This is a genomic window from Candidatus Rhodobacter oscarellae (assembly GCF_001078595.1).
In the GTDB taxonomy this organism is placed as follows: Bacteria; Pseudomonadota; Alphaproteobacteria; order Rhodobacterales; family Rhodobacteraceae; genus Rhodobacter_B; species Rhodobacter_B oscarellae.
Genome location: NZ_LFTY01000002.1, coordinates 3,967,986 through 3,981,723, shown reverse-complemented (window position 1 = coordinate 3,981,723; position 13,738 = coordinate 3,967,986). Strand labels below are relative to the sequence as shown.

At 63.5% G+C, this 13,738-nt stretch carries 11 protein-coding genes; 6 read left to right on the top strand and 5 right to left on the bottom strand.

Going from position 1 to position 13,738, the window contains the following annotated elements:
* Positions 1-15 precede the first annotated feature (15 nt).
* Positions 16-2,814, top strand: a complete 2,799-nt coding sequence (locus AIOL_RS25335) for a calcium-binding protein (RefSeq protein WP_235439153.1) — start codon at positions 16-18, stop codon at positions 2,812-2,814.
* Positions 2,815-2,918: 104 nt separating this feature from the next.
* Here AIOL_RS25335 and AIOL_RS23785 read toward each other — a convergent pair whose 3' ends face one another.
* Positions 2,919-3,341: a MucR family transcriptional regulator gene (locus AIOL_RS23785; RefSeq protein WP_235439151.1), complete on the bottom strand. Its 423-nt coding sequence runs from the start codon at positions 3,339-3,341 to the stop codon at positions 2,919-2,921.
* A gap of 396 nt (positions 3,342-3,737) precedes the next feature.
* On the opposite strand from AIOL_RS23785, the gene AIOL_RS23780 reads away from it, so the two are divergent.
* The 3 genes from AIOL_RS23780 to AIOL_RS23770 all read left to right on the top strand — a co-directional run bounded on the left by AIOL_RS23780 (position 3,738) and on the right by AIOL_RS23770 (position 6,938).
* A complete protein-coding gene (locus AIOL_RS23780; protein WP_049645255.1) occupies positions 3,738-4,946 on the top strand; it encodes a glycosyltransferase in 1,209 nt (402 codons plus the stop codon).
* Positions 4,947-4,990: 44 nt separating this feature from the next.
* Positions 4,991-5,890, top strand: coding sequence for a glycosyltransferase (locus AIOL_RS23775; protein ID WP_049645254.1), 900 nt, complete (start codon positions 4,991-4,993; stop codon positions 5,888-5,890).
* Between the two features lie 79 nt (positions 5,891-5,969).
* A complete protein-coding gene (locus AIOL_RS23770) occupies positions 5,970-6,938 on the top strand; it encodes a glycosyltransferase (RefSeq protein ID WP_082152771.1) in 969 nt (322 codons plus the stop codon).
* Here the strand turns inward: AIOL_RS23770 and AIOL_RS23765 are convergent.
* The gene (locus AIOL_RS23765) at positions 6,933-7,595 is read right to left on the bottom strand and encodes an ABC transporter ATP-binding protein (protein ID WP_049645252.1); all 663 of its coding nucleotides are present in this window, start codon (positions 7,593-7,595) and stop codon (positions 6,933-6,935) included. The two genes, AIOL_RS23770 and AIOL_RS23765, sit on opposite strands and share 6 nt — an antisense overlap.
* A gap of 18 nt (positions 7,596-7,613) precedes the next feature.
* Positions 7,614-8,750 carry a hypothetical protein gene (locus AIOL_RS23760; protein WP_049645251.1) on the bottom strand — a complete coding sequence of 379 codons (1,137 nt, stop codon included), beginning with the start codon at positions 8,748-8,750 and terminating at the stop codon, positions 7,614-7,616.
* 451 nt (positions 8,751-9,201) lie between these two features.
* On the opposite strand from AIOL_RS23760, the gene AIOL_RS23755 reads away from it, so the two are divergent.
* Positions 9,202-9,978, top strand: a complete 777-nt coding sequence (locus AIOL_RS23755) for an ABC transporter permease (protein ID WP_235439150.1) — start codon at positions 9,202-9,204, stop codon at positions 9,976-9,978.
* Positions 9,979-10,136: 158 nt separating this feature from the next.
* Here the strand turns inward: AIOL_RS23755 and AIOL_RS23750 are convergent, their stop codons facing one another.
* Together AIOL_RS23750 and AIOL_RS23745 are read right to left on the bottom strand one after the other, a co-directional pair.
* The gene (locus AIOL_RS23750; RefSeq protein WP_082152769.1) at positions 10,137-10,742 is read right to left on the bottom strand and encodes a 2-hydroxychromene-2-carboxylate isomerase; all 606 of its coding nucleotides are present in this window, start codon (positions 10,740-10,742) and stop codon (positions 10,137-10,139) included.
* Positions 10,739-11,461 (bottom strand): SDR family NAD(P)-dependent oxidoreductase, encoded by a 723-nt coding sequence (locus tag AIOL_RS23745; protein WP_049645248.1) that lies wholly within the window; start codon positions 11,459-11,461, stop codon positions 10,739-10,741. Before AIOL_RS23745 ends, AIOL_RS23750 begins: the two co-directional genes overlap by 4 nt.
* Positions 11,462-11,871: 410 nt before the next feature.
* Here AIOL_RS23745 and AIOL_RS23735 point away from each other — a divergent pair, with 410 nt between their 5' ends.
* Positions 11,872-13,494, top strand: coding sequence for a long-chain-fatty-acid--CoA ligase (locus AIOL_RS23735; protein ID WP_049645246.1), 1,623 nt, complete (start codon positions 11,872-11,874; stop codon positions 13,492-13,494).
* Positions 13,495-13,738: the final 244 nt, after the last annotated feature.

The following is a 13,738-nucleotide window of genomic DNA, read 5'->3' as shown; positions in this document are numbered from 1 at the left end:
ATCTTGGGGTTATGGGTGGTGGATTTTACCTTCAAGGGGGTTCTCTCAAACGGGCCCGCGAACTTTTTGAACGGCATCACTGATCTCGACATTCGGGTCAGCAACGGCCAAGCCATGCTGTTCACGGCCAACGGCCCCAGCGGGGGCCTGTTGTGTTACCAGCTGTCGGGCGGCAGCGCGACGCTGTTGGACCAGGCGGCGTTTGCAGCCGGCAAGACGCTGGCAAGCCCGACCGCCCTGGAGGAAATTACTCTGAACGGCGGGCAGGCCCTTATCGCATTGGGGCACCATTCGAACGCGCCCGTGCGTTTCGACTTAAACGCAGCCGGTCAGATAACCGGCACCGGCCAATTCCAGGCGCAAGGCGGGTTCGACAGCGCGCTGGTCGCCTTGGAGACCATCTCTTTGGGCGGCGACACGTTCGTTTACACCGGCGAATGGGGCCAATCGGGCCCGGTCGCCTATCGCATCGACGGCAATGGTGTCTTGCAAAAGATCCAATCCAGCGCCAGCGCCGCGCCGCTGCAAGGCGCGGATCTGATCGCGCTGGAGGCCGTGAAAACCGGCGGCAACGACTACCTGGTGACCCTCTCGGCGCAGGGCAATAGCATCACCAGCTACGAGGTCGCCAGCAATGGCATGTTGACAGAGGTCAGCACGCTTGGGGCCGCAGAGGGCCTGGGCATAGACGCCCCGACCGCGATGGTGCGGACCACATTGGACGGCGCTGAGTACCTGATTGTCAGCGCCGCGAACACCGGCTCGCTGTCGGTCCTAGAAATCGGCCCGGACGGCAGCCTGACCAACACCGACCACATCCTTGGCGATCTAAGCATGCGCCTGGGCGGGGTCACCGCGCTTGAAGTCGTCACGATCGAGGGCCGCAGCTTCGTGGTTGCCGGTGGCGGCGAGGGCGGGCTGAACCTGTTCACGCTGCTGCCGGGCGGGCGTCTGCTGCACCTTGATGGCTATGCCGACACCGGCAGCACGGCGCTTGCAAATGTGCAGGCCATAGCGCTGCACGCGACGGCCAGCGGGTTAGAGGTTTTTGCCAGCAGCCAATCCGAGGCCGGGATCACCCACATGTCCATCGGCACCGGCAACATTGCCGCGATGACGCAAGGAACCGGCAGCGGCGACACGCTGAACGGCACCGCGGCGGATGACCTGCTGGACGGCGGCGCGGGCAATGACAGCCTAAATGGCGGGGCGGGCAACGACATCCTCATTGACGGCGCCGGGCGCGACACCCTGACCGGCGGCGCGGGCGCCGACATCTTTGTGTTCACCGATATCGGCAGCAACGAGACGATCACGGATTTCGAGCTGGGGGTCGACCGGATCGACCTCAGCGCCATCGGCTATATCCGCAACCTCTCGCAGATTCAGATCACCTCCACCGCGACCGGGGCGCGGCTTGAATATGGCGGCAAGACGATCACCATTGTCGCGGATGATGGGCAGCCGATAGATCCCGCGCTCTTCGCCATAGAAGACCTCGTGGACATGTCCCATTTCGTGTTCAACCCGACCACGCCAAACAGCCCGACATCTGGGGATGACGTCCTGACCGGCACGGCTGGCGATGACATAATCGACGCCTTGGCTGGGAATGACGAGCTGATGGGCCTGATGGGCAATGACTTTTTGCAGGGCGGGGCGGGCAACGACACGCTGCACGGGGACGCCGATGACGACACGCTGATGGGCGGGGCGGGCGCGGACGACCTGCGCGGAGGCGCGGGCGTTGACACGGCCTTTTACGTCGACAGCACCGCCCCGGTCGGGATCTCTCTGAATGGCGATAGCAATTGGGGCTGGGCAACGGGGGACACGTTCTTTCAGATCGAGAACCTGATCGGCGGGAATTTCAATGACACCCTCGTTGGCAGCGCTGGCGACAACATGCTGGACGGCTGGGACGGCGATGATCAGGTCTTCGCAGGCAACGGCCACGACCTGGTGCTGGGCGGCGGCGGCAACGACTTCTTAAACGGCGACAACGAGAACGACACCGTAATCGGCGGCGACGGCAATGACACGCTGACCGGCGGGCGCGGCGATGACGTGCTCGAAGGCCAGAACGGCGATGACATACTTTGGGGCTGGCTGGGGCTGGACACGATGATCGGCGGGCCGGGGAATGACATGCTGTTTGGCGAGGAGGACAGCGACTACATTGACGGTTGGTCGGACGACGACTCGATCTTTGGCGGCTCTGGGTGGGACACGCTGATCGGCGGCGGCGGCAATGATCTCATCAACGGCGACGACCAGGACGACACGCTTTTGGGCGGCGATGGCTTCGACACGCTCGCGGGCGGGCGCGGCAATGACTACGCCCATGGCGAGGACGGCGACGACTTGCTCTTCGGCTGGCTGGGCCAAGACCTGCTCGAGGGCGGCAACGGCAACGACACGCTGAATGGCGAGGAGGACAACGACACGGTGTCAGGCGGGGCCGGGAATGATCTGGTCATCGGCGGGACGGGTGACGATTTCTTGGTGGGATGGCTCGACCACGACACCCTAGACGGAGGGGCGGGCAACGACCTGATGAACGGCGAGGCCGGAAATGACGTGTTCATATTCTTCGACGGGCATGGCGATGACACCATCCTGGGCTTCGAGGCGAATAACGACCTTGAGGACATCAATCTGAGCGGAATCACCACGATCACCGGGTTCAGTGACCTGCACGCCAATCACATGTCGCAACAGGGCGCCGATGTCGTGATTGACACGGGCACGGGATCCATCCGCCTGGTCGGCGTTTCAATGGCGGATCTCGACGGCGCAGACTTCATTTTCTGAGCCGCGCCACAACCGGCCCGCTTAAGGCCATTGCCCCAGTACAGGCTCATGCTGGCGCGCCCGACCTCGCAGGCGCGCCAGACAATCAAACTTGGTCGTATCTTCTACTTTTTCGTTTTGCCGCTGCCCGGCTTGCGCCCCAGGCCGATCTTCTTGGCCGTTTCTGCGCGGCGCTCAGAGTAGCTGGGCGCGACCATCGGGTAGTCCTTGGACAGCCCCCAACGCTCGCGATACTCGTCCGAGGACATATCGTATGCGGTGCGCAGGTGCCGCTTGAGGGTCTTATACGGCTTGCCATCTTCAAGGCAGATGATGGCGTCCCGTGTGACCGAGGCGTCGATTGGGACGGCGGGGACCAGCGGCGCGTCTGCGGCAGAATCCTGCCCCACAGTGGCACCGCTTGAAAGACCCGTAAGCGTTCCATGGACGGAAGCAATAAGATCCGTAAGCTCGCTTTGCGCCATTTGGTTGTGGCTTGCATAGGCGGCAACGATGTCTGCCGTCATACCCAGAAGGTCTTCGTTCATTTCCGAGTCTTGGTCCGTAGTGTTTGACATTAGGGTTCCTAGCGATGGTACTATTTCATTATAGCCGAAACTGGCCTTCGTTGAGCGTCCTTTAGCATGCATCAATTCAGTAACATGTGAGGGAAAGTCAATAGAATCAGCGGCCAACAAGCGACTTACCGTTCATTTTGAACGTTATAGTAGAACATTCATCGGAATGCCAATACCCATCCGCGCAACGCTCTGCCTCAAGGTTGATCAACCTAAACCAAACAGTGTAATCACCACGACACCCATAGGTTGCATGCCCCAAATCAATGGCCGAAATTACAACATTCCCGGCGAGGATCCGGAACATTCTCGAGTGTATGGAAAATACCGCTTCCCCTCGCAACTTCGCGACGGGATAAAGCGACCATGCGAATTCTGCTTGTGCACAAGAACTTCCCGGGCCAGTTCCGCTATCTCGCCCCGGCCCTAACCAAAGCCGGCCACAAGGTCGGCGTGCTCACTTGGGAGAACAATAAGAACCCCAGGTCTCTGCCCACCGCCGAATACAAATACCAGCCCAGGAAGACCAAGGGACTGTCTGGGTTTTATACCGACAATGTCGAGAATGGCGCCGCAGCGGCAATGCGCGCCTGGCAGCTGTCCAAGGCGGGCGATGCGCCTGATGTGGTGTTCGGATCGATCAATTGGGGAGAGACGCTGTTTCTGAAGGAGGTTTGGCCCAGCGCGCGACTTCTGGGCTATGCCGAGTTCCTCTATGCGACAGAGGGCCGGGATACCGGTTTCGACCCCGAGTTCTCGCGCGAGACCCCCGAGAGCAAGATCCGCACCATCGCGCGCACCGGCCACCTGGTGCTGGCGGCGACGCGCGCGGACGCCCTGCTGTCACCGACAAAGTGGCAGGCCTCGACCTTCCCAGACGAGCTCCAGTCAAAGATCTCGGTCATCCATGACGGGGTCGACACAGACCGGATCGCGCCTGACCCGTCGGCGCAGTATCAGGTCCCAGGCGGGCCGCTCTTGACCGCCAAGGACGAGGTCATCACCTTCGTGAACCGCAACCTAGAGCCCTATCGCGGCTACCACATCTTTATGCGCGCCCTGCCAAAGCTCATGGCGCAGCGGCCGAACCTGCGCGTTGTGCTGGTGGGCGGGAACGGGTCCGGCTATGGCCCGACCCATGCAAGCGGCAAGAGCTGGAAGGATATCTTCCTCGAAGAGGTCTCGGATCGCGTGGATCATTCGCGGCTGCACTTCACGGGCCGCGTGCTTTATAGCGACCTGCTGAATATCCTCCGGATCGGGCGCGCGCATCTCTATCTCACCTACCCCTTCGTTCTAAGCTGGTCGATGCTCGAGGCAATGTCGCTGGGCTGCGTGGTTGTGGGCTCGGCGACCGCGCCGGTGCAGGAGGTCATCCAAGACAGGGTAAACGGGCACCTTGTGGACTTCTTCGACCACGAGGCGCTGGCGGACAGGCTGGCAGAGATCTGCGCGAACCCCGACGCCCAGCAGGGCATCCGGGCCCAGGCCCGGCAGCACATAATCGACACCTATGACCTTAGGCGCGTTTGCCTGCCGCAGCTTATGGACTTCGTCGAGACGGCAGGCGCGTGAGCTCAGCCCGCGTCATGCCGCCAACGCCCCATATCCGGATCTTGATGGCGACCCATTTTGGCGCCGCCTTCATTGACGCCCAACTGGGGTCCATCGCCGAGCAATCCCACAAAGATTGGTCGCTTTGGGTCAGCGACGATGGCTCTAGCGACGCCACGCGGTCCCGGATCGACGCCTTTGCAAGGGCGCATCCCGAACACGAGGTCCAGCTCTTTGACGGCCCCCAAATGGGCGCGGCCGCGAACTTTCTGTCGCTTCTGGCGCGGCTGAAGCCCGGCGAAAGGCACTTCGTCGCGCTGGCGGACCAGGATGATGTCTGGTTCCCGGACAAGCTTGGCCGTGCGCTGCGCGCGCTGGAACCCCTCGACGACGCGCCCGCCGTCTACGCGTCCGCCCAGACCTACACCGACGCCGCGCTGTCCAATCCGCGCCCAAGCCGCGCCTACCCGCGCGGGCCCTCGTTCTCGAACGCCTTGCTGCAGAATATCCTCAGTGGCAGCAGCATCGTATTGACGCCCAACGCGGTGGATCTGCTGGCGTCCGTTCTGCCCGATCAGGCACCAAAGTTCCTCGACTGGTGGATCTACCAGGTCATGACCGGCTGCGAAGCCCATGTGATCTACGACCCAGAGCCCAGCCTGTTCTACCGGCAGCATTCCGGGAACATCTTGGGGGAAGGGCACGGCCTGCGTGCCCGCGCGCGCCGCGTGCTGCTGCTATACGGGTCGGGCTATCGCGCGTGGTTGGACGCCCAGCTGCCCGCGCTCGAGCGCGCCAAGGGCCAGTTCTCGGCAGAGAACCAACGCGTATTTGAGCGCTTTTTGGCGGCCCGCCAGGGCTTTGCGCCAAAGCGGCCCGTTGCGCTTTGGCGAACCGGCGTGCATCGGCAATCCCCCTTAGAGACCGCCCTGCTGCTGTCGGCGTCTGCCTTCGGGCGGCTTTAGCCGAACTGGTCGCCGACAGAGATTTCCGCGCAAGAATGGGCGTTTTGTCCGCCGCCGGATTGCGGTATCTCGACCCAAGATGACACCAAGCGCAACACCAGAGCCCAGCCCGGCACCCGTTTTGGTGCTGATGGCAACCTTGAACGGCGGGCCAGCGTTGCAAGAGCAGCTCGATAGCCTGTCCTCGCAGCAGCACACGCATTGGCGGCTTCACGTCAGCGACGATGGCTCGACGGACGGCACGCTGGACACTGTTGCGGCCTTTGCCAAGGCGCAAGCCGCGCATGGGCGGGATGTGGCGATAACCAGCGGTCCCGGTCGGGGCTTTGTGGCCAATTTCCTCGGCCTTCTGGCCGGCGTGCGGGATGATCCGGCCTTTGTGGCGCTTTGCGATCAAGATGACGTGTGGCTGCCTGACCGGTTGCAGCGCGGGGTCGAAGCCCTGTCCAAGGGCCCGGCTGATCAGCCGGGCCTGTACTGCTCGCGCAGCTGGGTGGTGGATCAGGACCTGCAGAACCCGCGGATCTCGGCGGCGTTTCCCAGGCCGGCCACCTTTGGCAACGCACTGGTGCAGAACATCGCGCCCGGCAACACGATCCTGCTCAACGCCGCCGCGGCCCAGCTGGCGCGCGCGGCCGTTTCAGCGGCGCAGGCGGTGCCCGGGCTGCCGGCCCATGACTGGTGGCTTTACCAGCTGGTCACCGGGGCCGGTGGGTTGGTCATTTGGGACCCCGAGCCGACGCTTCGCTACCGCCAGCACCGATCCAACCAGATCGGCGCCAACAAAGGCTTTGGCGCGACGACCCGGCGGTTTTCTGCAATGCTGGCGGGGCGGTCTCGGAGCTGGACGGACGCCAATTTGGCCGCCCTGCGCGGCGCGGCGCATCTGCTCAGCCCCGAAAGCGCCACGCTTCTAGAGGCATTTGACCGCGCACGTCGCGGGACCCTATGGGTCAGGCTAACGGCTCCATCTAAGCTGGGGATCTACCGAAATGGCACGCTGGCGCAGGCGGCCTTGCTGCTGTCGCTCGCCCTCCGGCGCCTATGAGCCCACGCCCATGTTTTCCTCATGCACCGCAATGGCCTCGTCGACATCGTCATAGATCGTCAGCTTGCCATCCTCGATGACCGCGCCCATGTCGCACAACTCTTTGACCATCGGCATGGAGTGGCTGACAAACAACGCGCCCGACCGTTGCATCCGGTCCAAGAACACCGCGCTGCTTTTCTTGCGGAACGCCGCATCGCCAACCGAGGTGACCTCGTCCACCAGGTAGGTGTCAAATGGGATGCCCATTGACACACCAAACGCCAACCGCGACCGCATGCCAGAGCTGTAGGACCGAAACGGCAGATGGAAGTGTTTTCCCAGCTCGGAAAAATCCTCGACGAAGTCGCATAAGGAATCCGTGTCTATGCCGTAGATGCGCGCAAGAAAGCGGGTGTTTTGTGCGCCCGTCAGCTCGCCATGGAACGACCCCGAAAAACCCACCGGATAAGAGATCGTGCCCGTGGACAGGATTTCGCCGGAGGTCGGCGCGACATTGCCCGCGATCATGTTCATCAGGGTCGACTTGCCCGCACCATTGCGCCCCAAAAGACCCACCGCGGCGCCCGTCGGGATATCCACGGTTATGTTGTCGGCCACGACGTTTCGGCGCCCATTCAGCACAAAAATCTTCGTCAAATTCTGCAGACGGATCATGGCCCAGCGCCCAAATGCCTAACGCCTGTCGCGAAGCGAGTAGGCGATAAGCACAAAGATCGCCCAGACCAGGAAGGAGAACAGCGCAACCAGGCCCAGGATGGTAAGCCGCTGCGGGTATTCCGACTTCTCCGCAAAAGTGGGCGTCAGATAGGGCGCAAGGTAACGCGTCTGGCGCCGCGCATCGGACTGGGCCGCGTCAAAGCTGGCCAGGGCGGCGGTGTAGGTCTGCTCTGCGAACTCGCGATCCACGATCAGCCGCTCGTATTCTCCAACCAGGTTCGCCATGGCGTCGTTAGAGCCCGACTGACCGCCCAGGCCCAGCTTGCGGCGCTCATCCGCGATCCGGTCCTCGATCACCGCCACTTTGCGTTCGAACTGCGATATCCGGGGGTCGGTTTCGCGCGTGGACTGTTTCAGCAGGTCAAGCTCGATCAGCGCCTCGGCAAGCTGCGCATTCAGCGTCGCCAAAAGGCCCGCCTGACCCTCGATGTCGATGGTTGGGTCCACAAGTTGGTTCTTGTTGCGGAACTCTGTCACCTCGGCGCGCGAATTCTTGAGGCGTTCCAGCGCAAGGTTCAGCTCGTCGCGCGCGTATCCGATGGCGTCCTCGCGGGCGACGGCGGTCATTGCGTTTATCATCTTGGTGCTCTCGGCGAACACCGCTTCGGAGATGGCCAATGCGTCCTCTGGCGTGAACGCATGGGCCCGAAGCTCGATCAGGCCGGTCGTGCTGTCATAGAAGACGCGCACCATTAAGGCCCACTGCTCCAGCAGGTCCTCAATCGTGCCCGGCGGGTCGTACACGAAAACGGGATCCCGCGACGCGCCGGGCTTGGCCCATATGGCCCGCAGGTCCAGCCGCGTGTCCAGCGCGGCCACAAGGCTCTGGCTCTGGATGAACTGATACAAAAGCTCGGCATCTGAGGCCGAGGAACTGCCGCTGCCCAGCGCCAGCGGCCCCAGCAATGAATTGATGCCCGCCGCGGGCTCCTCGGCGCGGATGGAAAAGCCCACACGGCTGACATACTGGTCCGCCGCGCGGGTCCACATGTACCACCCGGTCACGCAGACCGGCAGCACGAACATCAGCAGGAAACTCACCAAGACAAGATAGTGGCGCGTTTTCAGGCCGCTGACCTGGGCGGGCGGCAATATGGGATCCGGTTTGGGCGGCGCGGGCGTGGGCTTTGCGGGCGGCGGCGGTGGCGGGGCCGCGGCAACCTTCACCGGTGCAGGCGCCGGGGCGGCCGGCGGCGGTGCGGCGGCAACGGCAGCGGGCGGAGGCGTTGCGGTTGCTTGCGCGGGAAGTTGCTTGTCCTCGACAGGATTGGGGGCAGGATTGGGGACGGGCTTGGGCGGTTGCGGCGGTTCTTGTTCCACCGGGGCTTTCTGCGCGACGTCTTCCACCGGGGCTTTCTGCGCACCTGCTGAACTCTCTGGCGCCTCCCCTTTTGACTTTGGAACGTTCAATGCGGCCTCCGGACCAGCAATTGCAACCTATTAAGAAGTCATACATAATACATGTTGCGAAGGCCAGTGCCACAAATAAGGGAGCGTTAGGTCGCCTGTGTCGGACTTTGCAGACAACACCACATTGCGCAGCGTGAAACAGCGCCGAAGCTTTGCTACATTCCGGGCCGTCAGCGCTATGATGCTGCGCGAGATGACCACAAGCTACGGCCGCTCGCCGATTGGCTACCTATGGGAGATCCTACAACCGGTGGCGGGCATCGCCCTGTTGACGCTGGTGTTCTCGGTTATGCTTGCATCGCCTCCAATCGGCAAAAGCTTTGTCCTCTTTTACACGACGGGCATCGTCCCGTTCATGGCCTACCAGGCCATCAACACAAAGGTGGCGCAGTCGATCTCGTTCTCAAAGCAGCTTCTGGTCTATCCCAGCGTAACGGTCTTTGACGCGATTGCGGCGCGCTTCACGCTGAATTTCTTGACGCAGCTCTTGGTCGGGTTTCTTTTGTTTACTGGCGTGCTGGTATTCGAGGAAACGCGAACCAGTATGCACCTGCCGACCATCTTTCTTGGCGTTTTGATGCTCGGGGCGTTCGCCTTGGGGCTTGGGACGCTGAACTGTTTTCTCTTTGGCATTCTGCCAGGCTGGCAGCGCGTCTGGGCGGTTTTGAACCGACCGATGTTCCTGGTCTCCGGCATTCTCTTCCTTTTCGAGCATATCCCCGAGCCGTACCGATCGTGGATGTGGTGGAACCCGATCACGCATATCGTGGGGCAGGTGCGCCGCGGGTTTTACCCCTTCTACGACGCGGCTTGGGTGTCGCCGGCCTACGTCTTCATCGTAAGCCTGGTCTGCATGGCGGTGGGCGTCGTGTTCCTGATACGCTACACGCTTGATATCATTAATAATTAAGGCGTTCCGCTTTTGGCTTGAGACCCCAAGTAAAAAGCAAAGGCCCAAAGCATGGTCCGGTTCTGCCGCGTTTCGTTTCAGAACCTGACCCAGGTTTTTCGCGATCCGCTGTAGCGCATCGGGATGCTTGGCACCCCCATGCGTGCGTCGCAGAAAGGCTAGGACCGAGCCGCCAGCGCGTCCTCCAACGGGTAGAGCGCATCTTTGCCAAAGAACATCTCGTCGCCCAGAAACATCGTCGGGATGCCGAAGACGCCGCGCTCCACCGCCGCACCCGTGGTGGCAAAAAGCCCCGCCTTGACCTCAGGGTCCTGTGCTGCGGCCAAGATCTCACCCGCCGGCAGCCCCGCGCCCTCCAGCGCCGCCGCGATCACCTCCGGGTCGGTCATGTTCAGCCCGTCCACCCAGCAGGCTTTGTAGACCGCCGCAACGTATTCCGCCTCCCAGTCCTTTCCCTGCGCGAAGACCGCGCCGCGCATCAAAGGCGTGGTCAACACCGGGAAATGCGGGTTCCATTGGAACGGGACCTGATGTTTGGCGATGAAGCGGTCCATCTCGACCCGCATATAGTCGATCTTGGCGGGCACCTCGGCAAAGCGCTGCATCGGCGGCTGGTTCTTCATCGACTTGAAGATCCCGCCCAGCAGTACCGGCACGCGCTTGATCGTGGCGCCGTGGCGCGCGGCGATCCCCGGCAGCACCGCCTCCACCAGATAGGCGTTGGGCGACCCGAAGTCGTATAGGAGTTCAATCTCTTGGCTCACCAGTTCTCTCCATGCGGTCTGATATCCATCTCAAAGGTCCAGCCGTCGCGGGGCTGGTGGTAGAGGTGCCAATAGGCCTCGGCGATGCGCGCGGGGTCCATCAGCGCGCCGTCCTCGACGGGCTTGCCCTGGGCGGCGAAGAGCTCGCGCACGAACGCGGTGTCCACGCCCGCGTCCACCACCAGATGCGCCACATGGATGCCCTGCGGGCCCAGCTCGCGCGCCATGGCCTCGGCCAGTGCGCGCTGGCCCGACTTGGCCGCCGCGAAGGCCGCGTAACCGCTGCCGCCGCGCACCGAGGCCGTGGCCCCGGTGAAAAAGATCGCCCCCCGCCCGCGCGGCACCATGTATCGCGCCGCCTCGCGCCCGCTGAGGAACCCCGCGAAACAGGCCATCTCCCAGACCTTGGTGAAGACGCGGCTGGTGGTCTCGCGGATCGGAAAGCGCACATTGCCGCCGGTGTTGCAGACCACCAAGTCCAACGGCCCGACCTCTTCCTCGATCCACTGGAACCGCTCCGCGACCGCCGCCTCGTCCCGCGCGTCCATGGTAAAGCCATGCGCCGCGCCGCCCGCGGCCTCGATCTCGGCCACCAGCGCCCCCAGCTTGTCCTCGTTGCGCCGCCGCGCGCAGCAGACGGTAAAGCCCCCCGCAGCAAAGCGCTTTGCGATGGCCGCGCCGATGTGGTCCCCGCAGCCGACGATCAAGGCGACGCTCATGGGACGCCCCGGCAGCTAGGCGCGGCACGCGGCCCGTCATCCACCCGCAGGCCCGCCAAACCCGTCAGTCCGCCAACAGAACGCGGCGCATGGGGCCAATCCGGCAGGCCTTCAAACCGCGCGTCCTCCCTGCGCAAGACATCCATGGCAACACCTCCCAACCAAACCCTGCGCGGCCCGCTGCGCCCGGTCAAGCGCTGACCTAAAGGCAGCAACCACCCCCTGCTTCATCTTGTCAAAAATACGCATCTCCACCCTCGCCAGCATCCCGAACGCCGCCGAAAGGGCGCCACCCCGCGCTTTGGAGCGCGTGGGCGGGCGGGTGGGAGCGCTCCAAAGCGCGGGGTGCGATAACCGCTTGATCGCGCGCCACATCGCGGCAATCATCCTTGCAAATGGGAGGAGCGCCAATGCGCGGCATGATGATGGACCGGCCCCTGCGGGTGGCCGACATATTGACCTACGCCGAAGAGATGTATGCCTTCGAGGGCATCGTCTCAAACACGGTCGAGGGCGGCATCCACCGCGAGAGCTATGCTGAGATGGGCACGCGCGCGCGCCAGATGGCCAAGGCGATGCTGGCGCTGGGGCTGGGCCATGGCGACCGGATCGCAACGCTGGCCTGGAACGGCTACCGGCATATGGAGCTCTACTACGCCATCCCCGGCATCGGCGGGATCTGCCACACGCTGAACCCGCGGCTCTCGGCCGAGCAGATGATCTACATCACCAACCATGCCGAAGATCGGGCGATGTTCCTCGACCTGACCTTCGCACCACTTGTGGAGAAGCTCGCGCCACAGTTTCCCCAGATGCAATATGTGGTGATGACCGATGCCGCGAACATGCCGCAGACCGCCCTGCCGAATGTGCATTGCTACGAGGATCTGCTGGCCGCGCAGGATGCGGATTACGACTGGCCCGATTGCGACGAGAATGACGCGGCGGGGCTTTGTTACACCTCCGGGACCACCGGCAACCCCAAGGGCGCGCTCTACTCCCACCGCAGCCAGGTGCTGCACGCGCTGCTGGTGGGGGTGTCGATGCAGAACGCGATGCGCGTGGGCAAGCGCATGCTGCCCGTGGTGCCGCTGTTTCACGCCAATTCCTGGGGCGCGGCCCATGCGGCACCTCTGACCGGGGCCACGCTGGTGATGCCCGGGCCGCATCTGGACGGCGCCTCAGTTTGGGAACTGATGCAGGCCGAGGATGTCTTTGCCGCCTGGGGCGTGCCCACGGTATGGCTGGGGCTCTTGGAAGAGATCAAAAAGCGCGGCGCCAAGCCCGATGGCTTCGCCGAGGTGGTGGTCGGCGGCTCGGCGGCGGCGCCCTCGCTGATCCAGGGCTTCGAAGAGCTTGGCGTGAATGTCTGCCACGCCTGGGGCATGACAGAGATGTCGCCCATCGGCTCGCTGGGCCAGCTATCGGGGCCGCATGCGGCCCTACCCGCCGAGGAGCAGCTCAAGCTCAAGAGCACCCAGGGCCGGCGCGTGTTCGGGGTGGACTTCAAGATCGTGGACGAAAACGGCGCCCGCCAGCCGCATGACGGCGCCAGCACCGGCGAGCTTTACGTGCGCGGGCCCACGATCATCTCGGGCTATCACAACAACGCTCAGGCAAGTGCCGCGGCGATTGACGCCGAGGGCTGGTTCGGCACCGGCGATGTGGCGACGATTGACCCCGAGGGGTTCTTGACCATCACCGACCGCGCCAAGGACCTGATCAAGTCGGGCGGCGAGTGGATCAGCTCCATCGATGTCGAGAATATGGCCCTGGCGCATCCCGACGTGGCCAATTGCGCGGTGATCGCCGTGCCGCATCCGAAATGGGACGAGCGCCCGGTGCTGGTCGCGGTGCCCGCCGTTGCGGCGCCCGATGCGGGCGCGATCCTGGCGCATCTGGCGGCGAACCTGGCCAAATGGCAGGTGCCCGACGATGTGATCTTTGTCGACGAGCTGCCGCTGACGGCCACGGGCAAAGTCTCGAAACTGACGCTGCGCGAGAGGTTCCGCGACCACGCGCTGTCAGGCTAGCGGCGCATGCGCGCACGGCGAATCGGGCGCGTGCGCCTCTGGATTGGGCCTGTATTGGGGCCTGTTTTCGCCCAGATCCGGAGGGCGGATGGCCGCCGCGACGGCCAACAGATCCTGCTCGTTCCAGCATCAATCCCCCACACAACCCCCAGGGTTTTGCTCAGCAATTCCGCAACCTAACATGGCGCGCGGGCGCGACCCGGGCCCTTCAAGCCCTATTGCAATGCGCGAAAAGGCGCACATT

Coding starts and splice junctions, on each gene's coding strand:
- AIOL_RS23780 (WP_049645255.1), top strand. CDS start 3,738: ATGCGAATTCTGCTTGTGCACAAGAACTTCCCGGGCCAGTTCCGCTAT.
- AIOL_RS23735 (WP_049645246.1), top strand. CDS start 11,872: ATGCGCGGCATGATGATGGACCGGCCCCTGCGGGTGGCCGACATATTG.
- AIOL_RS23770 (WP_082152771.1), top strand. CDS start 5,970: ATGACACCAAGCGCAACACCAGAGCCCAGCCCGGCACCCGTTTTGGTG.
- AIOL_RS23785 (WP_235439151.1), bottom strand. CDS start 3,341: ATGAACGAAGACCTTCTGGGTATGACGGCAGACATCGTTGCCGCCTAT.
- AIOL_RS23765 (WP_049645252.1), bottom strand. CDS start 7,595: ATGATCCGTCTGCAGAATTTGACGAAGATTTTTGTGCTGAATGGGCGC.
- AIOL_RS23745 (WP_049645248.1), bottom strand. CDS start 11,461: ATGAGCGTCGCCTTGATCGTCGGCTGCGGGGACCACATCGGCGCGGCC.
- AIOL_RS23775 (WP_049645254.1), top strand. CDS start 4,991: ATGGCGACCCATTTTGGCGCCGCCTTCATTGACGCCCAACTGGGGTCC.